This is a genomic window from Bradyrhizobium sp. cf659 (genome assembly GCF_900113725.1).
Classification (GTDB): Bacteria; Pseudomonadota; Alphaproteobacteria; order Rhizobiales; family Xanthobacteraceae; genus Bradyrhizobium.
In genome coordinates this window covers 310,088-331,231 of record NZ_FOQJ01000003.1, presented here as the reverse complement: position 1 = coordinate 331,231, position 21,144 = coordinate 310,088, and the positions used below count along the sequence as shown (strand labels likewise).

Genomic DNA, 21,144 nt, shown 5'->3' with positions numbered 1-21,144 from the left:
ACGATGTTCCTGGTTAACAGCCAGAGGCTTTGGGCCACCATAAAGTGTTTTGCGGCATCGGGAAACCGCTTCCCGCCCGCACCCCTTCCAACGAAAAGGGCTGCGGCGATGCCGCAGCCCTCTCTTGGAAGGTCTGTCGTTGATATGTGCAGACCGATCTGGCTCGTCCGGGACGCCTGCCCGCTGAAACTGGTCGCGCAAGCTTTCGTTGCCTGTCACGGCATCGTCAAGGGCGAAAACGACGAACCCGGGAAGGATGTTCCTATTTTTCCCGACGCGTATGAGCGCTGCATGCTGTCCGCAAGCTGGCGTCGGGATCGGCTGTTGCCGTTTTTTTCCTGATCTCTTGATTGCGACAGGAACGAAGGCAGGCGCAGTCCATTGTGTCGGCGGACAGCGTCTGCCGTCGGCCACGCATTGCCCGGCCGGCGGTGGCGCCGATCCGTTGACCGAACCGCTGCATCCTGGAGCAGCCGGTTCGGTCGCTGGCGGGACGTCAGTTCATGCCGATTTCCACCGCGATCCGGATCAGGTCGGAATGGTTCTTGGCCCCCAATTTCTGCTTGAGCAGGGAGGTGGTGTTGGCGACCGTCTTGTAAGAGATCCCAAGCGCCTCGGCGACCTCGACGATCTTGTCGCCGCGCCCGAGCAGGCGGAGAATCTCGAGCTCCCGCGGCGTCATCTGCGAGGCCGGATTGGCCTTGATCGCGGCGCCGGAAAACGTCACGGCCTCCGCGAGCTGCGGCGAGATGAAATTGTCGCCCGCGACCACCTTGCGCACGGCTTTCAGCAGGATCCTGGGATCATCGCCCTTGGAGACATAGCCCTGCGCCCCCAGTTCGACCGCCCGTACCACGAAGGCCGGATCGTCGTTCATGCTGAACATGATGATCTTGGCGTCGGGATCGTCCTTGCGGATCCGCCGCATCAACTCGAAGCCGGAGACATCGGGCAGGCTGATGTCGATCACGGTGACGTCGGGCCGCTTGCTGATATAGGCGCGATGGCCGGATTTGGCGTCCGTCGCCTCGTCAATGCGGATCGAATGGTCGGATGCGAAAAGGGTGCGGCAACCCGACAGCACCACAGGATGGTCGTCGACGATCAGAACCCTGGTCGCCGGCTTGGCATTATCTTGCATAACGCGCTCTCTTGTTTTTCGACTCATAGACCCGCGGGAACAAATGGAAAGAGAGAAATCCGCCGGGACACGTTAGAATTGACCTAATGTGGCAACGGCTCTCCTTCAGAACGCAACTGTTTCTTCCGCTCGGCGTGAGCTTGCTCACTGCGCTGATCATGGGCGGCGTGCTGCTCCAGACCTTCGCGGCGGGCCAACTGGCCGATGAGAACGAGCCGGGGCGGCGCTCGATCCGGGCGATTGCCGTCGCGCTCAACAACACCCTGCGCGCCTCGGACAATCCGCGGCAGACGCTCGACGCCTTTGTCCATTCTTTGGACACCTCCTCCGATATCCAATTCCGTGCGGTACAAGCGGGTCCCGCATCCTCCCCGATGGACGGCCTGCGCAAGCCGCATGGCGTGCCGCAATGGTTCGTCGATCTGCTCGCCGTCCCGGACATGGACACGACATCTCCGGTGACGATCGACGGCAAGCATGTCGGCGATCTCGTCTTCCTGCCGGACCTGTCGGCCGATCTGTTCGAGAAATGGATCGGCTTCCTCGCGTTGACCAGCCTGGTCGTCGTGCTGATGGCGATCACCGGCACCATCGCCTATGTCTTCGCGGGATCGGCCCTGCGCCCGCTGCAATATCTCGGCGAAGGGCTCACGCGGATGCGGCGCGGCGACTACACCGTGCCGATCCCGGTCGGCGGACCGCCGGAAATCCGGCAAAGCTGCGAGGAGGCCAATGCGCTGGCTGCAACGCTCGCGCAATTGAGCCAGGACAATCGCGACCTGTTGCACCGCCTGGTCTCGCTACAGGACGACGAGCGGCGCGATCTCGCCCGCGAACTGCATGACGAGCTCGGCCCGCTGCTGTTCAGCATCCGCGCCGGCACGATCGCACTGATCGAGGCTTCGCCGCCGGTGGGACATCTTGGCAATTCGGCGCAGGAGGTGCTGCAATCGGTCGAGGCGCTTCAGCAGACCAACCGCCGCATCCTCGACCGGCTGCGGCCGCTCTATATCGAGGAATTGGGGCTGGAGGCCAGCGTGCAGACGCTGCTCCGGAACTTTCGCAAGCAGGCCCCGCATATCGGCCTGACCGACACGGTCGATCCTGATCTCAACGGGATCGACGGGCCGCTGGCCCAGACCGTCTATCGCGTAATCCAGGAGGCGCTGACCAACGTGCTGCGCCATGCCGCAGCACGCAATGCCCATGTGCAGGCGATCCTCGCCGGTGAGACGCTCGCCATCGAGATCTCCGACGACGGCGGGGGATTTCCCGAAGGCAACGTCTTCGGCCGGGGCTTGACCGGCATGCATGAGCGCGTGCGCGCGCTCAGCGGATCGCTGTCATTGCTGCGCGCGGATGAAAGAACCTATGTGCGTTGCCGTCTGCCCGTGAAGACGACGCGAGACGAGCCGGCACAAAGCTAGCGCGTTTTCGAGCGACGTGGATACCGGTTCGCGTCGGGAAGACGCGTCAAACGAGAATCCACAGCCCCGTTCCGATTCAGCCGGAACGGAAATGGCTCTAGCACGCGCAGCCGTGATGCGCGTTCTGTCGCGCCGGCGCGCACAGCGTGCTGTAGATCTTGCCTTGCGCACTGAAGCGAAACGAGGCGTGAATGCGCAGCGAGCCTGCGATGGAATATTCGAGATCGACGCCATCAGGCACGGGATGGATCTCCTCGAGACCGAAGCCGGCCGACGAGAATGCGCTGAGCCGCGGCCCCCAGTAGGTTTCGAGCTCGCCTCGGCCGCGATAACGCTGCGTGCCGTTGCACGTGCATTCGACCTGGGCGTCGTCGGCATAGAGGTCGAGCAGCGTCGCGAGGTCGCCCTTCCGGCAGGCATCCACCCAATCGACGACAATTCCCATCTGATCGAAATCGCTCACGCCGCAATCCTGTCTGCCGCGAAAATTTGCATGCGGCTTAGGACCACACTCGTGAATGTGCGCTGAATGGTAAACCCCGGGTGATACCGGGTTCCTTCGGGGAACCTACGGAAAATTCAGCCCGGCCGGCGTCCCCTCACCCAGACGCCGAATGCGATCAGCACCGCGCCCGCGAGCGCGAACCAGGTGATGGCGTATTGCAGGTGATCGTCCTTCAGATGCACGTCGAGCGGACCCGGACGCGGGATGCCATTCTCGGGCGCTGGCTGTTCCAGATCGATGTAGAACGGCGCAACCGCGCCCCAGCCGAGCGCGCGCGCGATCGCCGCATGATCGCGCACGAACCAGAGCCGCTTGTCGCGGTTCTCCGCCGGCGTCAGCCAGCCCGGCGGTTCGGGAAAGCGCAGATAGCCGGTGAGCGCGACCGGCTGCCCGGTCACGAGCTTCTTCACCGCGCGATCCTCGACGCTGCGATCCTGCATCGTGTTCTCGACGAAGCCGGCATCGATCACGACCATTTCGCCAGTCGGAAGCCGCGCCGGCAGGAAGGCCCAGGTGCCGGGACCGGAGGCGTCCTTGCGCACGGCCGAGCCGGACGAATAGACCATCGCATCGGGCGAGGCGGCGTAGGCTGCGGTGAAGCTGACACGGCGGAATTCGTCGCGCGCGGGATTCAGCGCAGCCCATTGCGCGGGCGGCGGCAGCGCAACGGGTGCCGCCGCCAGACGCTCGGTGAGTGCTGCGATCAGCTCGTGCTTGGCGGTCCGGCGCTGCAATTGCCAGACGCCGAGAGCGACGAAGGCGGCCGTCAGGAGAAGCGTGAACAGCGCAAAGCCGGCCACGCGGGGCTTGCGCGCAGTCTCGTTCATTTCGCGCGGTCGACCAGCCGGCCCGGAGCTGCCTTGTGGTGGAATTGCAGCGCGATCAGCAGCGACTTCATCGCGCGCAGCGGCAGCAGCGTGGTGGCGAGGATCAGCGGCAGCCACAGCACCGCATGCAGCCAGTATGGCGGCTGGTATTTGACCTCGACGATCAGCGCGCACGCGACGACGATCCCTCCGGCCAGCATGATGATGAAGATCGCCGGACCATCGCCGGCGTCGATGAAAGCGTAGTCGAGGCCGCAGCGGTCGCAGCTAGGTGCGAGCGTCAGGAAGCCCGCATAGAGCTTGCCCTTGCCGCAGCGCGGACATTTGCAGGCCAAGCCGCGCATCGCGCTTTGCAGGACGGTGGTTGCGGGCTCGGATGGACCGGTGGTGTCGTTCATGATGGCGGACCCTATCACAGTTTCCGCCGAAACCTCCGGCGGCCCAAAAGCGAAAGGGCGGCCGTACGGCCGCCCTTTCTGATCGATCCAAAGCTGCTCAGTGCGCGCCGTGGGCCATGGTCTCGGCGCCGTGTCCCCAGACATAGATGCAGAGGAACAGGAACAGCCAGACCACGTCGACGAAATGCCAGTACCAGGCGGCGAACTCGAAGCCGAGATGCTGCTTCGGCGTGAAGTGGCCGGCATAGGCGCGGATCAGGCAGACCAGCAGGAAGATGGTGCCGACCAGCACGTGGAAGCCGTGGAAACCGGTCGCCATGAAGAAGGTCGCGCCATAGACGTTGCCGGCGAAGGAGAACGCCGCGTGGCTGTACTCATAGGCCTGCACGCAGGTGAAGAGCGCGCCGAGCACGACGGTGAGGATCAGGCCGTATTTCAGGCCCTGGCGATCGTTCTCGAGCAGCGCATGGTGCGCCCAGGTCACCGTGGTGCCCGACGTGAGCAGGATCAGCGTGTTCAGGAGCGGCAGGTGCCAGGGATCGAAGGTCTCGATGCCGTGGGGCGGCCAGGTGCCGGGGACTGCGCAGGCGCCGGCCTGGGTGCCGAGGCCGCAGCCGAACACCGCATCGCGGGTGGCGTGGACAGCGTCGGCCGGGAACAGCGCCGCGTTGAAATAGGCCCAGAACCAGGCAACGAAGAACATCACCTCGGAGGCGATGAACAGGATCATGCCGTAGCGGTGATGGAGCTGCACGACGCGGGTGTGGTCGCCCTTGTACTGGGCTTCCTTGATCACGTCGCCCCACCAGCTCGCCATGGTGTAGAGCACGCCGACGGTGCCGACGCCGAACACGATCGGCGCGGCGGAGAACATGTGATGCATCCAGGCGATCGCGCCGACCGCCATGATGAAGGCCGAGAGCGAACCGACGGCCGGCCAGGGAGAGGGATCGACCAAGTGATAGTCGTGATGCTTGGTGTGCGCCGTTGCCATTTGCGGTCTCTCTCCTCAATCCCGTGCCTGTCCGGCACTTATCCCCTTGTTTCCAACCTCCCGAGCCCGAAGCCCGGCGGTCAGAGATTTCCCTTGCGTTTGTCGCTCTCGCCGGATGCGAGCGGCTTCACCACCGGATCCTTCACCGGGTAGAACGTGTAGGACAGCGTGATCGTGTTCAGCCCGTCGTTCTCGTGGTCGTCGGCGATCGACGGATCGACGTAGAACACGACCGGCATCTCGCGCTTCTCGCCGGGCGCCATGGTCTGCTCGGTGAAGCAGAAGCAGTTGATCTTCTGGAAGTAGGACCCGACCGTCAGCGGCGCGACGTTGTAGGCGGCCTGGCCGGCGGTGGTGCGCGCGGCCTGGTTGGTCACGGTGTAGAAGACGGTCGTGACCTGGCCGATATTGACCTCGATCTCACTCTGCTCCGGCTCGAACTTCCAGGGCAGGCCGGGCGCGACGTTGGAATCGAAGCGCACCGCGATCTTCCGCGCGATCGGGCCCGTGGCCGGCGCGGAGGTCGCGACCTGGGTCGTGCCGTTGAAGCCGGTGGCGCGGCAGAACCAGTTGTAGAACGGCACCGCCGCGTAGGAGGCGCCGACCATCAGCGCCACCACGCCGCCGCAGATCGAGGCGACCAGCACGTCACGACCGAGGCCTTTCCTGGCCGCCCGGCTCTGCTCCCGCGATATGGTCGGCTCGTGATCCATATTCCCTACATCGGCCGGACTAGAACTGCCGGTCCCTTGACCATGGTGACGGCGAAGAACAGCACCACGAGCACGCCGAGCGCGAGCGCGATCGCGATCGAGCGCTGACGACGGCTCTTCTTCTGCGCCGCGGTGAGGACGATTCCATCTGGCTCAGGTTTGTCCGCCATTCCCGCGATCATGCGCCCCCTGCCATCGGAGCAAGCGCCCGGAACACGACCTCTGCCAGCAGGGTCGCGAACAGCGCGAACAGATAAAGGATGGAGAAGGCAAACAGTTTTCGCGTGGCACGCAGCGACTGGCTGCGCTCGCGGCGCATATAGACGTTGATCGCGAGCACCAGCATGCCGGCGCCGAGGATCAGCGAGACGACGCCGTAGACGGCGTCGAAATAGCCGAGCGCCCAGGGCGCGGCGGCCACCGCGATCAGCACGACGGTGTAGAGCAGGATCTGGAGGCGCGTCGCATCGGGACCGGCGACGTTGGGCAGCATCGGAATGCCGGCGCGGGCGTAATCGTCCGAGCGGAACAGCGCCAGCGCCCAGAAATGCGGCGGGGTCCAGAAGAAGATGATGGCGAAGAGAAGCAGCGGCTCGACGTCGACCGTGCCTGTGACCGCGGCCCAGGCCACCACCGGTGGCAACGCGCCGGCGGCGCCGCCGATCACGATGTTCTGCGCGGTCCAGCGCTTCAGCCACATCGTGTAGATCACGACGTAGAAGAAGATGGTGAAGGCGAGCAGCGCACCCGCGATCCAGTTGACGAGGATGCCGAGCGTCATCACCGAGAAGAAGGCGAGCGTCATGCCGAATGTCATCGCCTCGGGACGGGTGATGCGGCCACGTGGAATCGGCCGGTTCGCCGTGCGCGACATCTTGGCGTCGATGTCGCCTTCGAGCGCCATGTTGAGCGCCCCGGAGGCGCCGGCGCCGACGGCGATGCAGAGCAGCGAGGTGATCGCCAGCACCGGGTGGAAATGCCCGGGCGCCATCGCCATTCCGACCAGCGCGGTGAAGATCACCAGCGACATCACCCGCGGCTTGAGCAGCGCAATGTAGTCGCCCACCTCCGCTTCGGAGATGCGGGGATTGAGGTCGACGGCGTTGTGGTCGAGGACGGACACTAAATCAACTCGCTTCGTTATGGAGCCGCGGCGCCCGACACGGGCGCCGCGGGCGATCGCTTACTGCACGCGGGGCAGCACTTCGAACTGATGGAAGGGCGGCGGCGAAGGCAGCGTCCACTCCAGCGTGGTCGCACCCGCACCCCACGGATTGTCGCCAGCCGGCACCTTTTTCGCGAAGGCGTCGATCACGCAGTAGAGGAAGATCAGCACGCCGAAGCCGGAGATGTAGGAGCCGACCGACGAGACCAGATTCCAGCCCGCGAACGCATCTGGATAGTCGACGTAGCGGCGCGGCATGCCCGACAGGCCGAGGAAGTGCTGCGGGAAGAACACCAGGTTGACGCCGATGAAGGTGACCCAGAAGTGCGCCTTGGCCAGCGTCTCGTTGTACATGTAGCCCGTCATCTTCGGGAACCAGTAGTACCAGCCAGCAAAGATCCCGAACACCGCACCGAGCGACAGCACGTAGTGGAAGTGGGCGACGACGTAGTAGGTCTCCTGGAGCACGCGATCGACGCCGGCATTCGCCAGCACGACGCCGGTGACGCCACCGACCGTGAACAGGAAGATGAAGCCGACCGCCCAGATCATCGGGGCGCGGAATTCGATCGAGCCGCCCCACATCGTGGCGATCCACGAGAAGATCTTCACGCCGGTGGGAACCGCGATCACCATCGTCGCCGCGACGAAATAGGCCTGCGTCGCCGAGGACATGCCGACCGTGTACATGTGATGCGCCCACACCACGAAGCCGATGCCGCCGATCGCGACCATGGCGTAGGCCATGCCGAGATAGCCGAACACGGGCTTGCGCGAGAAGGTGGAGACGATCTGGCTGATCATGCCGAAGGCGGGCAGGATCAGGATATACACTTCCGGGTGACCGAAGAACCAGAACAGATGCTGGAACAGCACGGGGTCGCCGCCGCCGTCGGGCGCGAAGAAAGTCGTGCCGAAATTGCGGTCGGTGAGCAGCATGGTGATTGCACCGGCGAGCACCGGGAGCGACAGCAGCAGCAGGAACACCGTCACCAGGATCGACCACACGAACAGCGGCATCTTGTGCAGGGTCATGCCCGGCGCGCGCATGTTGAAGATCGTGGTGATGAAGTTGATGGCGCCGAGGATCGACGAGGCGCCCGCCAGATGGAGCGACAGGATCGCGAAGTCGACGGCCGGGCCCGGATGGCCGGAGCTCGACAGCGGCACATACATGGTCCAGCCGGCGCCGACACCGTTGGCGCCCGGCTCGCCCTCGACGAAGGTCGACATCAGCAGCAGCCCGAAGGAGGCCGGCAGCAGCCAGAACGAGATGTTGTTCATGCGTGGGAACGCCATGTCGGGCGCGCCGATCATCAGCGGCACGAACCAGTTGCCGAAGCCGCCGATCATCGCCGGCATGACCATGAAGAAGATCATGATCAGGCCATGGGAGGTCACGAAGACGTTGTAGGTGTGCGTCTCGTGGAAGATCTGCACGCCCGGATACATCAGCTCGGCACGGATCGCGATCGACATCGCGGCACCGATCACGCCGGCGACGACCGCGAAGATCAGGTACATCGTGCCGATGTCCTTGTGGTTGGTCGAATAGACGTAGCGCCGCCATCCGGTCGGATGGGCGTGCTCGTCATGTCCGTGGTCTTGCGCGTGATCGCCGTGTGCCGCTGCGCTCGTTGCCATTTTCAAATCCTGCCTTGCGTCCCATGCGGACCTTATGCGGTCCCGCCCTTTATGTCGCTTTCAGTCCCCTCGAGCCTTCACCCGGCGCTTACTGCGTCGGGCCGGCCGCGGAGGCGTAGGTGCTCGTGCCGCCGCTCGCATACTTCTTCTTCGCCGCGTCGACCCAGGAGGCGAACTCCTTGTCTTCCACGACGCGAATCGCGATCGGCATGAAGGCGTGATCCTTGCCGCAGAGCTCCGAGCACTGGCCATAGAACATGCCGGTCTTGGTGGCCTTGAACCAGGTCTCGTTCAGCCGCCCCGGAATGGCGTCGATCTTGACGCCGAAAGCCGGCAGCGCGAAGGCGTGGATGACGTCTGCGCCGGTCACCTGGACACGAATCACCTTGTTGACGGGCACCACCATCTCGTTGTCGACGCCGAGCAGGCGGGGCTGCTTGTCCTGGGCCATCAGCGAGTCGAACTCGAACTTGCCGTTGTCAGGATAGGCGTAGGACCAGTACCACTGCTTGCCGGTCGCCTTGATGGTCAGGTCCGCCTTCGGCACGTCGAGCTCCAGGAACAGCAGGCGGAACGACGGCACCGAGATGCCGACCAGGATCAGCACCGGAATCAGCGTCCAGGCCACCTCGATCAGCGTGTTGTGGGTGGTCCGCGACGGCACCGGATTGGCCTTCGCGTTGAACTTGATGACCACGACCACCAGCAGCGCCAGAACGAACAGCGTAATCAGCGTGATGAGCACGAACAGGAAGTTGTGGAACCAGACGATATTGTCCATCACCGGCGAGCCGGACTGCTGGAGCGTCCACTCCCACGGTGCCGGCTGCCCAAGCTCGGCAAATGCCGCGCCGCCCGTCGCCAATGTCAGACCAGCTACGGCCAATCCCAGCAAATGCCGGCCTACTCGGCCCATCGACATCCTCATGCCGTTCGCGCTCCCCTTACGAAATCACCCCAAGTGCGTTCCCCTATTTTCGGGAAACGCTTATTCGATCCGTCCGTCTGACAAACCGCCACTCAAGAATACCTCTAAGAGGAATTGGGGCCAGATCGCTAGAACGCCGAAATCAAGCTTCTCAAACCATAATTCTTGATCTATCGCAATGCAGTCTTGAGCCCCATCTGTCAGCGATCACCCGCAAGATATTTCCTAGTAACATCAGACAAAAATACCGTTTCCCGGGATGCTGTGGCTTGACAGCGGAATTGCCCGTTGTAGGCACTGGCGAACGGCCGCACAGGAACCTGATTCGTGCCGGCGACGGCGGCCTCGGCGGCGCGGAATTTGCTTGGGAATTGCCTTCAAGACGCCGTCATTTCCGTATCAGTCCACCCGCGCAAGCGACCCAAGCGAGCAGAGGGACCGACCCCGATGGGGCTTTCGAGATGCATAGCAAGGCCGGATAACAGCCTCAACGCGCTGATCGGCCTTCTGGCCGCCGCCCTTCTGCTTGCTTTACCCAGCCTCGCCCATGCGCAGGGCGCGGTGCGCTCCGTCCATGGCGACTGGCAGATCCGCTGCGACACCCCGCCGGGCGCCCAGACCGAGCAATGCGCCCTGATCCAGAGCGTGGTGGCCGAAGACCGCTCCAATGCCGGCCTGACCGTGATCGTGCTCAAGACCGCCGACCAGAAGAGCCGCCTGATGCGCGTGGTCGCCCCCCTGGGCGTGCTGCTGCCCTCCGGCCTCGGGCTGAAGCTCGACAACCAGGACGTTGGCCGCGCCGGCTTCGTCCGCTGCCTGCCCAATGGCTGCGTCGCCGAGGTCGTCATGGACGACAAGCTGCTCGGCCAGCTCCGCACCGCCAAGACCGCCACCTTCATCATCTTCGAGACGCCGGAAGAAGGCATCGGCTTCCCGCTCAGCCTGAACGGGCTCGGCGACGGCTATGACAAGCTGCCGTAGGGCTTTCTCGAACAACCTGTCGTCATTCCCGTCATCCTAAGGCGCGAGTTTGGCAGCGCGACCGCGCTGCCGTGCGAGCCTCGAGGGATGAACGGCCGAGCGCCAGCCGGGCCGTCGCCCTTCGAGGGGCGCTGAAGAAGCGGCCACCTCAGGGTGACGGTGATGGATCGAGCTCATGGCTAGCACACCGCACTCCGCAGCCGCCCTGATCGCCCTAGAACAGCAGCGCCATCTGGATCACGTTCTCATACACGTCGTCGATCTTGACGGCGTTGCGCGACAATCCCTCGACGGCAAAGCCCACCCTTTTGTAGAGCGCAATCGCATTCAGATTGTTTTCGCGAACGGAGAGCTCGACACGCGTCATGCCTGCAGCCCGCGCGGCATCGAGCGTCGTCCGGATCAACCGCGTTCCGAGGCCCTGGCCGCGAAACGGCCGCAACAGCCCCATCCCGAGGATGCCTGCATGAGCGTAGATCGGGCGCGGATGCCGCCTGACGTCGCACCAGCCGGCGACTTCCCCGCCGGAAAGCGCAACGAATTGCGGATTCCCCTGGGCGATCATGTCGAGGACGAAGCTGCGCGTCGCCTCCAGCGGAGGCGCCTCGAGGAAGGCCAGATAGCGCCGTTCCCGCGCAACCGTATCAACCGCGCGATGGAAGCTTTCGATATGCGTTTCGGATATGGCAATGATTTCAATCATGTCGTTTCAGTAATGTGACGCCCCGCCCTCTCGCCGAACGGCCGCGAAGCCATTATCTTGCCTGACATCTTTCCGACAATGGGTGATCGATGACCAATCCCGCCACAACCTCCCTGCTCGACCGCGCCAATCTCGACCGCGACCAGGTTCGCCACGAGGTCGCGCGCGGGCTTGCCGGCGCCGACGACGGCGAGCTGTTCCTGGAGTACAGCCAGACCGAAGCGCTGATGTTCGACAATGGGCGGCTGAAGCAGGCGACCTACGACACCTCGCAGGGTTTTGGCCTGCGCGCGGTCAAGGACGACGCCGTCGGCTACGCCCACTCCTCCGACGTCTCGCTGCCGGCGCTGATTCGCGCCGCCGACGCGGTTGCCGCCGTGCGTGGCGGCTATTCGGGCAGCTTCGCCGCCCCGCCGGCGCATACCAACGTGCGGCTTTATAGTGACGACAACCCGCTCGATGCCCCGGGCTTCGAGACCAAGGTCAAGCTGCTCGCCGAGATCGACGCCTATCTGCGCGACAAGGATCCGCGGGTGCGGCAGGTCAGCGTCAGCCTGGGTGCGACCTGGCAGGTCGTCGAAATCCTGCGGCCCGACGGCGAGAGCTATCGCGACATCCGCCCGCTGGTGCGCGTCAACATCTCCGTCGTCGCCGGCCAGGGCGACCGCCAGGAGAGCGGCAGCAAGGGCTATGGCGGCCGCGCCGGTTACGCCGAATTCATCGAGAGCAAGAACTGGCGCGACGCCGCCGACGGCGCGCTGCGCGAGGCGCTGGTCAACCTGGAGTCCGTTCCCGCCCCTGCCGGCGAGATGGACGTCGTGCTCGGCGCAGGCTGGCCCGGCGTGATGCTGCATGAAGCGGTCGGCCACGGCCTCGAAGGCGACTTCAATCGCAAGAAGACCTCGGCGTTCGCCGGGCTGATGGGCCAGCAGGTCGCGGCCAAGGGCGTCACCGTGGTCGACGACGGCACCATTGCCTCGCGCCGCGGCTCGCTGTCGATCGACGACGAGGGCACGCCGACCAACCGCACCGTGCTGATCGAGGACGGCATCCTGGTCGGCTACATGCAGGACCGTCAGAACGCGCGGCTGATGAACATGAAGCCGACCGGCAACGGTCGCCGCCAGGGCTATGCCCATGTGCCGATGCCGCGCATGACCAACACCTACATGCTCGCGGGCGACCGCGATCCGGCCGAGATCCTGGCATCGGTGAAGAACGGCGTCTTCGCCGCGAATTTCGGCGGCGGCCAGGTCGACATCACCTCGGGCAAATACGTGTTCCAGTGCACCGAGGCCTACAAGATCGAGAATGGCAAGATCGGCGCCCCGCTGAAGGGCGCCATGCTGATCGGCAACGGGCCGACCGACCTGCATCGCATCCGCATGATCGGCAACGATCTCGCGCTCGATACCGGCATCGGCACCTGCGGCAAGAACGGCCAGGGCGTGCCGGTTGGCGTCGGCCAGCCGTCGCTTTTGATGGAACGCATTACGGTGGGTGGAACGGGCGCATGAGTGTTGAGAAGGTGACTGCGACGACCACCAAGCGGAAGAGCAGCGGCTGGGGCGGGCAGCTGGTGCAACTCGCCGGCATCGTCGTCGCCGTGTTCATCGCCAAGGGCGCGCTCGCCGAGCCGTTCTACGTGCCGTCGGGCTCGATGGAGCCGACGCTGTTGATCGGCGACGCCCTGCTCGCCTCGAAATTCCCCTATGGCTACGGCACCTCGTCGCTGCCGATCCAGATCAACCTGCCCGAAAGCGGCCGCGTGTTCGCGGAGACGCCGAAGCAGGGCGACGTCGTGGTGTTCCGCTGGCCCGGCGATCGCTCGCAGGCCTGGGTCAAGCGCGTCGTGGGTCTGCCCGGTGACCGCATCCAGATGCGGCAGGGCCAGCTCTTCATCAACGACCGGCCCGCCGAGCTCAAGCCCGACGGCGTCGGCGCCGCGGAGGACGACAATGGCGGCAGCGAGCCCGCCTACCGCTATGTCGAGACGCTGCCGAACGGCGTCTCGCACCTGATCTTCAAGATGCGCGACAACGGCCCGCTCGACAACACGCCTGAGGTGACGGTGCCGCGTGGGCATCTCTTCGTGCTCGGCGATAACCGCGACAACTCCGCCGACAGCCGCGTGCCGCTGCGCTCCGGCGGCGTCGGCATGCTGCCGATCGACAATCTGGTCGGACGTGCGGATGCCGTGCTCGGCTCCTGGGATCTCGGCATGCGCGGCCAGCCGGTGTGGACCTGGCTGTCCGGTTTCCGCCTGGCGCGGTTCTTCACCGCGGTGCATTGAGCGGAGGTCTCCTCACCTCACGATGAACCGTGATGAATTCCTTGCGCTCGCGCTGAGAAATCCGGTCAACGTTACGATCATCGACGCACTCGCCAGGCTTGCGTTGCCCGACGCATGGCTGGTGTCGGGATGCTTGGTGCAGACGGCATGGAACGCGCTCACCGGCCGCCCGCTCGATCACGGCATTTCCGATTACGACGTGTTCTATTTCGATGCCGATACCTCATGGGAGGCGGAGGATGCGATGATCCGGGACGTGCATGCGCGGCTCGGTCATCTCGGCGTCAAGGTCGAGACGCGCAACCAGGCGCGCGTGCATCTGTGGTATCCGGGCAAGCACGGCCTGCCCTACCCGCCCCTGACGTGCTCGACGGATGGCATCGACCGCTTCCTCACGCAGAACACGCAAGTCGGCGTCAGGCGCGCGGGCAACGGCTACGAGGTCTACGCACCACATGGCTTCGACGATGTCGCAGGGTTGATTGCGCGGCCCAATCCGGGCCCGAATTTTTCCGCGGCAAGTTACGCGGTGAAGGCCGCGCGATGGAAGGCGCTGTGGCCGGAGCTCACGGTGATCGCGGCGGAGTGAGATGTCTCTCCACGTCATGGCCGGGCTTGACCCGGCCGTCCACGCGCAGCCGCAATTGAGGAGCGACGTGGATGCCCGGGACAAGCCCGGGCATGACGACCATGTGTGCAACGATAGCTAAATCCTACCGCACCACGCCCGACGTGAACCCCGCCTTGCGGCGCGGCGGCTTGATTTCCTTTTTCAGGAAGCAGCGCGCCTCGCGGCCGGTGTAACCGGGGCGGGCATAGGTGAAGGCGCGGCACTTGTTGTCGGCGGTGCAAGCAGCCTTGCAGGCCTCCTCGCCTTCGCCGTCCTTGAGCTCGAAATTGCGCAAATCGCCACCGGGGCGGTCGATCGAGGTCTCCACGCCTTCGACGCGCGGCTCGATCACGCCGGCGCCGCGGACGCCGGAGATGCAGCAACTGCCCGGCACGCGCGCCGGCACCGTATTCTTGAGCCAGCACACCGCTGCGGCGCCATCGACGTCGGGATAGGAGAAGCTCCAGGAGCGGCAACGGCGGTCACGCTCGCACAGCAGCGCGCAATCCTCGGGGTCGCCCGATGTGACCGGCGTGCTGAAATAGTCGCCGCCGGGCCGGTCGAAGGCCGTCTGGGCGCGCGCAGGCCAGCTCGCAAACACGAGCGAAAGCAGCGCGGCGCATGCCACGACGCTTGCCGAGACCCTTGCCATGACGGACAGGCGGCCCTTCCCCATCGGAACAGCTTTCGAGTTATTGACGACGCTCAGGTTTTTTCAGCCGGTCATTTGATCGCCGCAAACCTGTATGGGCGATGAACGGCTCAAGTCCTGGTCGTCGGCCTGTTGGTCTAGAACGCGTACTCCGCGCAGCTAGAACGCGTATTCCGCGTAGGCCGGTTCCACGGAGCCCTTCCAGGGGCCGTTGAACTTCTCCAGCATTTCCTCGGCCGGCGTGCGGCCGGAATCGATAATGCGGTCGAGCGGCTCCAAATGCCGCGTCTCGTCGCGGCCGAGCTGGTCGATCCGGCCGCGCCGGCGCAGGCCGGCATGTGCCAGAACGAGGCATTCCTTGGCGATCTCGAACAGATAGCGGTCCTTGATCCGCGCCTTGAAGCCGAAGCGCGGCACGTCGTCGCGCAGGGCCTGGCGCTCATGCGCGGTCCAGTGCTTCACCATGTCCCAGGCGGCGTCGAGCGACACATCGTCATAGAGCAGCCCGACCCAGAATGCCGGCAGCGCCGGCAGACGGCCCCACGGTCCGCCGTCGGAGCCGCGCATCTCGAGATAGCGCTTCAGCCGCACTTCCGGGAAGATCGTCGAGAGATGGTTGGCCCAGTCCGACAATGTCGGCCGCTCGCCGGGAAGATTGTTGTTGCGGCCGTCGAAGAAGGCGCGGAACGAGGAGCCCGAAACGTCGATGTAATCTTCGCCGCGCTTGACGAAATACATGGGCACGTCGAGCGCGTAGTCGACATAGCGCTCGAAGCCCATGCCGTCCTCGAACGCCCAGGGCATCATGCCCGAGCGCGCATTGTCCGTGTCGCGCCAGATCTCGGAGCGGAAGGAAAGGAAGCCGTTCGGCTTGCCTTCGGTGAACGGCGAGTTCGCGAACAAGGCGGTCGCGACCGGCTGGAGCGCGAGCGACACGCGCAGCTTCTTGACCATGTCGGCTTCGGAGGAGAAGTCGAGATTGGTCTGCACCGTGCAGGTCCGGTACATCATGTCGAGGCCGTACTGGCCGACCTTCGGCATGTAGTTGGTCATGATCTTGTAGCGGCCCTTGGGCATCACCGGGATGTCGGCGCGCGACCAGGACGGCGTCATGCCGAGCCCGAGGAAGCCGATGCCGAGCGGCGTTGCGATCTCGCGCACCTGCGCCAGATGCGCCATCAGCTCGCTCTGGGTCTGGTGCACGTTCTCGACCGGCGCACCGGAAAGCTCGAACTGTCCGCCCGGTTCGAGCGAGATCGCGCCGCCGCCGGTGACGTCGTAGAGGCCGATGATGTTGCCCTTCTCCATGATCGGCTCCCAGCCGAGCAGGAGCTTCATGCCCTCGAGCAGCGCGCCGATGCCGCGTGCGCCTTCGTAAGGCACCGGGCGGTGCCCTTCGAGCGTGAACGGCGTCTTCTCGTGCTCGGTGCCCATGCGGAATTCGGACGGGTCCTTGCAGCCTTCCTCGAACCACGCAACGAGCTCGTCGCGCGACTGCAACGGCGTCATATCGATCTGGTCTCGCGCCATATCAAACTCTAATCAAAAGCGCTTCGACGGAATGCGCGGGGTGACGGGATGGTCCGCGAACCCCACCGGGCGCGCAGACGTGCTGGTTTGCCGCGCGATCATCGCGGCGGCGTGCTTTCGTTGACGTTGGCGGCGGGCGGCAGCTTCATCTCGCCGCACGAGCAGCCCAGCCGGTCAAGCAGGCCGCTGAGCTTGACGGCATCGGCATCGGACAGTTTCGAGCCGACATACTTCTCGATCGCAGCGGAATAGGCACTCCACATCCGCTTCTGCAACTCGCGGCCGGCTTCCGTGATCTCGACGAACTGTCCGCGCTTGTCGATCTTGCATTCGCGCCGCGAGGCGAGCCCCTCATCGACCAGACGGTCGATCAGGCGCGAGGTGGAGTATTGCGGGATCAGCATCTGTCGTTCGAGCTCGACCGGCCGCAACTCGCCGGAGGGCGCGCGGGACAGTTCGAGCAGCGCGTCATACCAGGCCAGCGGCGGGAACCCCGCCTTCTTCAGATCCTGCTCGACGCAGTCGAGCACGCGGCTCTGCACCCGCATCAGGCGGATCCAGGCGGCGGTTGCCTCGGTCGATGGTTTGCGTTTCATGGTCCCGCTCAAACTCGTCGCCCGTCTCTTACCCCACTCGATGCACCTGCATCAATCTTGACTATTGCATGCACCTGCATGTAGGCGTTCATTCGCCCAAGCCAAGCAACAAGAGGAGGAAATTCCATGAAACTCTATTACTCGCCCGGCGCCTGCTCCCTGTCCCCCCACATCGCACTCCTCGAAGCCGGCCTGCCCTACGAGCTGGTCAAGGTCGATATCCGGGCCAAAAAGCTCGAAAACGGTGAGGATTATCTGAAGCTGAACCCCAAGGGGCAGGTCCCTGCGCTGGGGCTCGACAGCGGTGAGATCGTGACCGAAGGGCCGGTGATTGTCCAGATGATCGCCGATCAGGCTTCTGCCAAGGCGCTGGCGCCGGCCCACGGCAGTGCCGAGCGCTACAAGCTGCTCGAATGGCTGAACTTCCTCACCTCGGAGGTGCACAAGAGCTTCGGTCCGATGTTCGCGCCGGCGCTGAACGACGAGGCCAAGGCCTTCTTCAAGGACCGCGTCATGGGCAAGCTGAAATACATCGACAGCCAGCTCGCCGGCCGCGACTACCTGATGGGCAAGCAGTTCACGGTTGCCGACGGCTATCTCTTCACGATGCTGACCTGGGCCGACCGGATGAAGTTCGACCTTTCCGCGATGCCCAACCTCACCGCCTACAAGACCCGCGTCGCGGCGCGGCCGCAGGTGCAGGAGGCGCTGAGGAAGGAAGGGCTTGCGCAGACGAAGTAAGCGCTCGCAAGACGCAAAAGCGAAAGGCCGGACCGACGATCCGGCCTTTCTTTATTTGCTGCCCGGCGGGCGCGGGAGCGAACCCATTTCGCCGGATCATCATACCTTAGTTAGACTTATGAACTACTGTTCGCCAAATGTAAGTAGTGCTGTCTTGTCAGCACTCGCAAAGCGGGCGAGCTTGGCGGAATTGTTGAAGATTATTTGGACTCTCATCGGAGTTGAACTTGACGATTGTCTTCGTCCTGATCGTCGCAAGTGCGCTGGTGGGAATAGCGACAGGTTACGTGTTCAAGATCTGGGCGCTGGTCGTGATCTCGCCGCTCATCGCAGTTTTCTCGGCGATAATTCTGCGCGCTTACGAATTCGGGATGATGGCGGGCGTGATCGTCATTGCCATCTGTCTTGCCGTCTGCCAGCTCGCCTATCTTGCGGCAGCCTATGTGCTGCACGCGCGCAACGTCTCATCGCATGACGAAATCGACGGCGAGCCAGGCGAGACACCCGAGCAGAAGATCCGCCGCCAGCACAAGTAACGCCAGAGCTGCCCAAAGCACCGGGCCCTTGCGGCGCAGGCGCGCCGGCTTCTGTTGCGGCCAGAGACGGCCATTCGGGGACGCAACAGCGTATTTCGCGGTGAGATCGCGGCCAAGCGCGGTCTTCCGCAGCACCAAAGAGTTCATCAAGGACACTTTCTTATTTCGTCTTCAACTTGCCGATGGATCGGCAAGCGTCCCAACCGGGTTCATGACCCTGACCCGGAGCAAGACTAGTGCCAGGGCCGAGCAAAAGAACGGCGCCGCTTTGACGCGCCTATGACAATTGCGCGACACCGCGGCAGCGGGACTCTGGCACGGTTCCTACGCGAATTCTGTGACCGGTTCCACAGATCGGGAACCTCCTGACGCAACCGTGATGACGTCGCCCCAAACAAAAAGGCCGGATCGATGATCCGGCCTTTTCTTCTCAAATGACCTTGGGTGATCAGGCCGCCGCCTTCTTCGGCGCGAAGCGGCCGTAGAAGGTCTCGCCCTTCGCCGCCATCTCCTCGAGCAGCTTCGGCGGCGTGAAGCGCGAGCCGTATTTCGCTTCCAGCTTGTGGCAGAGCTCGACGAACTTCTTCGTGCCCATGAAGTCGATGTAGGACAGCGTGCCGCCGGTGAACGGCGCGAAGCCGAAGCCGAGGATCGAGCCGACATCCGCCTCGCGCGGATCGGTGATGACGTGATCCTCCACCGTGCGCGCGGCTTCGACCGCCTGCACCACCAGGAAGCGCTGCTTCAGCTCCTCGACGTCGAGCGTGTCGGGGTCGAGCTGCTTCGGCTGCAAGGCCGAGAGGCCCGGCCACAGGCTCTTCTGACCCTTGCCCTTCTCGGGATAGTCGTAGAAGCCCTTGCTGTTCTTGCGGCCGAGACGGCCCTGCTTCTCGACCATCTCCACCATCAGCTTCTTCTGATCGGGGTTGATGGCGTTCGGGCCGAGATCGGCTTCCGTCGCCTTCATGATTTTGAGGCCGAGGTCGAGCGCGACTTCGTCCGACAGCGAGAGCGGGCCGACCGGCATGCCGGCCATCTTGGCGCAGTTCTCGATCATCGCCGGCGGCACGCCTTCCAGGAACATCTCGTTGCCTTCGGCGACGTAGCGGCCGACGCAGCGGTTGGCGAAGAAGCCGCGGCTGTCGTTGACCACGATCGGCGTCTTGCCGATCTGCCGGACGTAGTCGAGCGCGGTCGCGAGCGCGACGTCGCCGGTGTTCTTGCCCTTGATGATCTCGACCAGCATCATCTTCTCGACCGGCGAGAAGAAGTGGATGCCGACGAACTTGCCCTGGTCCTTGAAGCCCTCGGCCAGCGAGGTGATCGGCAGCGTCGAGGTGTTCGAGGCGAAGATCACGTCCGGCTTCAGATATTCCTGCGCCTTGGCGAAGGTCTCCGCCTTGACCTTGCGGTCCTCGAACACGGCCTCGATGACGAGGTCGACGTCCTTCAGCGCCGCATAGTCTGCGGTCGGCGTGATGCGCGCGAGCAGCGCTTCGGCATCCGTGGGCTTGGCGCGGCCCTTCTTGATCTGCTCCTCGATCACCTTCTGCGCATGCGCCTTGCCCTTGTCGGCGCTCTCCTGGTCGCGGTCGATCAGGATCACGTCGAGGCCGGCGCGGGCCGAGACGTAGCCGACGCTCGCGCCCATGAAGCCGGCGCCGATCACGGCGATCTTCTTCACCTTGGTTGCGGGCACGTCCTTCGGACGGCGCGCGCCCTTGTTGAGCTCCTGCATCGACAGGAACAGGCTGCGGATCATCGCCGCCGCTTCCTTCGAGCGAAGCACCGAGGTGAAGTAACGCGACTCCACGCGCAGCGCGGCGTCGATCGGCAACTGGAGGCCTTCATAGACGCAGCTCATGATCGCGCGCGCGGCCGGGTAATTGTCGTAGGTCTCGCGGCGGTAGATCGCGTTGCCGGCTGGGAACATCATCATGCCGGCCTTGGAGAACACCGGACCGCCGGGCAGCTTGAAGCCCTTCTCGTCCCAGGGCGCGACGGCCTTGCCGCCGCCCTTGATCCAGTCTTTCGCGGCCTTGATGAGATCGGCGGCCGGAACGATGGCGTGGATCAGATTCAGCGCCTTGGCCTTCTCGATCGTGACCGGATCGCCCTTGAGCAGAATGGTCATCGCGTCCTGCGGCGGGACCAGGCGCGGCACGCGCTGCGTGCCGCCGGCGCCGGGGAACAGGCCGACCTTGACCTCGGGCAGGCCGAGGCGCGTCTTGGGATTCTCGGCCGCCACGCGATAGTGACAGCACAGCGTGATCTCGAAGCCGCCACCGAGCGCGAGGCCGTTGATCGCGGCCGCCCACGGCTTGCCGGAGGTTTCGATCGAGCGCAGCACCAGCGAGAAGCGCCGGCTCTGGTCGAACAGCATCTGGTTCGCGGCGGTCTCGCCCTGTTCCTTGAAGACCTTGGCATAGGCCTGGTTCATGCCTTCCAGCATCGACAGATCGGCGCCGGCGCAGAACGCCTCCTTGGCCGAGGTGATGACGACGCCCTTCACCGCGGCGTCAGCCGTGGTCGCCTTGACGATCGCGTCGAGCTCATTGGTCGAGGTCTCGTCGAGCACGTTCATCGAACGGCCCGGGATGTCCCAGGTGACGAGCGCGATGCCGTCGGCGTCGGTTTCAACCTTGAAATTCTTGTAAGCCATGTTGGTGCTCCTCGATGCCGCAGCCAGTCTTTCGGCGCAGCGGTTGAAGTGTGATCTCGTAGGGTGGGCATAGGCGCTCTTGCGCCGTGCGCACCATC

Annotated in this window: 23 protein-coding genes; 8 read left to right on the top strand and 15 right to left on the bottom strand. The window is 64.4% G+C overall.

Annotated elements, in window-relative coordinates; all coding sequences use genetic code 11:
* Window positions 1-3 precede the first annotated feature (3 nt).
* Window positions 4-342: a hypothetical protein gene (locus BM118_RS40455; RefSeq protein WP_143099472.1), complete on the top strand. Its 339-nt coding sequence runs from the start codon at window positions 4-6 to the stop codon at window positions 340-342.
* Window positions 343-496: 154 nt separating this feature from the next.
* On the opposite strand, the gene BM118_RS15620 is transcribed toward BM118_RS40455, so the two are convergent.
* Window positions 497-1,141, bottom strand: a complete 645-nt coding sequence (locus tag BM118_RS15620) for a response regulator transcription factor (RefSeq protein ID WP_092186442.1) — start codon at window positions 1,139-1,141, stop codon at window positions 497-499.
* 86 nt (window positions 1,142-1,227) lie between these two features.
* Here BM118_RS15620 and BM118_RS15615 point away from each other — a divergent pair, with 86 nt between their 5' ends.
* Complete coding sequence (locus BM118_RS15615; RefSeq protein ID WP_092186441.1) at window positions 1,228-2,568, top strand: histidine kinase; 1,341 nt, start codon at window positions 1,228-1,230, stop codon at window positions 2,566-2,568.
* A 97-nt stretch (window positions 2,569-2,665) separates the two neighbouring features.
* On the opposite strand, the gene BM118_RS15610 is transcribed toward BM118_RS15615, so the two are convergent.
* From BM118_RS15610 to coxB, 9 genes are all read right to left on the bottom strand, one after another.
* On the bottom strand, window positions 2,666-3,031 hold the full coding sequence (locus BM118_RS15610) for a nuclear transport factor 2 family protein (RefSeq protein WP_092186440.1): 366 nt from the start codon (window positions 3,029-3,031) through the stop codon (window positions 2,666-2,668).
* A gap of 116 nt (window positions 3,032-3,147) precedes the next feature.
* On the bottom strand, window positions 3,148-3,900 hold the full coding sequence (locus BM118_RS15605; protein WP_092186439.1) for an SURF1 family protein: 753 nt from the start codon (window positions 3,898-3,900) through the stop codon (window positions 3,148-3,150).
* Window positions 3,897-4,298, bottom strand: coding sequence for a DUF983 domain-containing protein (locus BM118_RS15600; RefSeq protein ID WP_092186438.1), 402 nt, complete (start codon window positions 4,296-4,298; stop codon window positions 3,897-3,899). Before BM118_RS15600 ends, BM118_RS15605 begins: the two co-directional genes overlap by 4 nt.
* Before the next feature lie 97 nt (window positions 4,299-4,395).
* Window positions 4,396-5,292: a cytochrome c oxidase subunit 3 gene (locus BM118_RS15595; protein WP_092186437.1), complete on the bottom strand. Its 897-nt coding sequence runs from the start codon at window positions 5,290-5,292 to the stop codon at window positions 4,396-4,398.
* An 80-nt stretch (window positions 5,293-5,372) separates the two neighbouring features.
* Window positions 5,373-6,005 carry a cytochrome c oxidase assembly protein gene (locus BM118_RS15590; protein ID WP_092186436.1) on the bottom strand — a complete coding sequence of 211 codons (633 nt, stop codon included), beginning with the start codon at window positions 6,003-6,005 and terminating at the stop codon, window positions 5,373-5,375.
* 5 nt (window positions 6,006-6,010) lie between these two features.
* Complete coding sequence (locus BM118_RS15585; protein WP_092186435.1) at window positions 6,011-6,187, bottom strand: CoxF protein; 177 nt, start codon at window positions 6,185-6,187, stop codon at window positions 6,011-6,013.
* Window positions 6,184-7,128 (bottom strand): heme o synthase, encoded by a 945-nt coding sequence (locus tag BM118_RS15580; RefSeq protein WP_092186434.1) that lies wholly within the window; start codon window positions 7,126-7,128, stop codon window positions 6,184-6,186. Before BM118_RS15580 ends, BM118_RS15585 begins: the two co-directional genes overlap by 4 nt.
* A gap of 60 nt (window positions 7,129-7,188) precedes the next feature.
* A complete protein-coding gene (ctaD, locus tag BM118_RS15575; protein WP_092186433.1) occupies window positions 7,189-8,814 on the bottom strand; it encodes a cytochrome c oxidase subunit I in 1,626 nt (541 codons plus the stop codon).
* An 88-nt stretch (window positions 8,815-8,902) separates the two neighbouring features.
* Window positions 8,903-9,742: a cytochrome c oxidase subunit II gene (gene coxB / locus BM118_RS15570; RefSeq protein ID WP_092186432.1), complete on the bottom strand. Its 840-nt coding sequence runs from the start codon at window positions 9,740-9,742 to the stop codon at window positions 8,903-8,905.
* Window positions 9,743-10,189: 447 nt separating this feature from the next.
* Between coxB and BM118_RS15565 the strand changes: the two genes are divergently transcribed.
* Entirely contained in the window at window positions 10,190-10,723 is a 534-nt protein-coding gene (locus BM118_RS15565) for an invasion associated locus B family protein (RefSeq protein ID WP_244550158.1), read from the top strand.
* Window positions 10,724-10,937: 214 nt separating this feature from the next.
* Here the strand turns inward: BM118_RS15565 and BM118_RS15560 are convergent, their stop codons facing one another.
* Entirely contained in the window at window positions 10,938-11,426 is a 489-nt protein-coding gene (locus BM118_RS15560; RefSeq protein ID WP_092186430.1) for a GNAT family N-acetyltransferase, read from the bottom strand.
* 89 nt (window positions 11,427-11,515) lie between these two features.
* Between BM118_RS15560 and tldD the strand changes: the two genes are divergently transcribed.
* Genes tldD through BM118_RS15545 form a run of 3 tightly spaced genes read left to right on the top strand, consistent with a single transcriptional unit; the run spans window position 11,516 to window position 14,308 of the window.
* On the top strand, window positions 11,516-12,943 hold the full coding sequence (gene tldD, locus BM118_RS15555; protein WP_092186429.1) for a metalloprotease TldD: 1,428 nt from the start codon (window positions 11,516-11,518) through the stop codon (window positions 12,941-12,943).
* Window positions 12,940-13,719, top strand: a complete 780-nt coding sequence (lepB, locus tag BM118_RS15550) for a signal peptidase I (protein ID WP_092186428.1) — start codon at window positions 12,940-12,942, stop codon at window positions 13,717-13,719. The genes tldD and lepB overlap by 4 nt, the downstream gene beginning before the upstream one ends.
* A 22-nt stretch (window positions 13,720-13,741) precedes the next feature.
* Window positions 13,742-14,308, top strand: coding sequence for a nucleotidyltransferase family protein (locus tag BM118_RS15545; RefSeq protein ID WP_092186427.1), 567 nt, complete (start codon window positions 13,742-13,744; stop codon window positions 14,306-14,308).
* A gap of 124 nt (window positions 14,309-14,432) precedes the next feature.
* On the opposite strand, the gene BM118_RS15540 is transcribed toward BM118_RS15545, so the two are convergent.
* From BM118_RS15540 to BM118_RS15530, 3 genes are all read right to left on the bottom strand, one after another.
* A complete protein-coding gene (locus BM118_RS15540; protein WP_092186426.1) occupies window positions 14,433-15,005 on the bottom strand; it encodes a PAN domain-containing protein in 573 nt (190 codons plus the stop codon).
* 135 nt (window positions 15,006-15,140) lie between these two features.
* Complete coding sequence (locus BM118_RS15535; protein ID WP_092186425.1) at window positions 15,141-16,511, bottom strand: glutamate--cysteine ligase; 1,371 nt, start codon at window positions 16,509-16,511, stop codon at window positions 15,141-15,143.
* 98 nt (window positions 16,512-16,609) lie between these two features.
* Window positions 16,610-17,107 (bottom strand): MarR family winged helix-turn-helix transcriptional regulator, encoded by a 498-nt coding sequence (locus BM118_RS15530; RefSeq protein WP_092186424.1) that lies wholly within the window; start codon window positions 17,105-17,107, stop codon window positions 16,610-16,612.
* Between the two features lie 126 nt (window positions 17,108-17,233).
* Here BM118_RS15530 and gstA point away from each other — a divergent pair, with 126 nt between their 5' ends.
* Together gstA and BM118_RS15520 are read left to right on the top strand one after the other, a co-directional pair.
* Window positions 17,234-17,848 (top strand): glutathione transferase GstA, encoded by a 615-nt coding sequence (gene gstA, locus BM118_RS15525; RefSeq protein ID WP_092186423.1) that lies wholly within the window; start codon window positions 17,234-17,236, stop codon window positions 17,846-17,848.
* A gap of 227 nt (window positions 17,849-18,075) precedes the next feature.
* Complete coding sequence (locus tag BM118_RS15520; RefSeq protein WP_177234347.1) at window positions 18,076-18,384, top strand: hypothetical protein; 309 nt, start codon at window positions 18,076-18,078, stop codon at window positions 18,382-18,384.
* 448 nt (window positions 18,385-18,832) lie between these two features.
* On the opposite strand, the gene BM118_RS15510 is transcribed toward BM118_RS15520, so the two are convergent.
* Entirely contained in the window at window positions 18,833-21,046 is a 2,214-nt protein-coding gene (locus BM118_RS15510) for an FAD-dependent oxidoreductase (protein WP_092186421.1), read from the bottom strand.
* Between the last annotated feature and the right edge of the window lie 98 nt (window positions 21,047-21,144).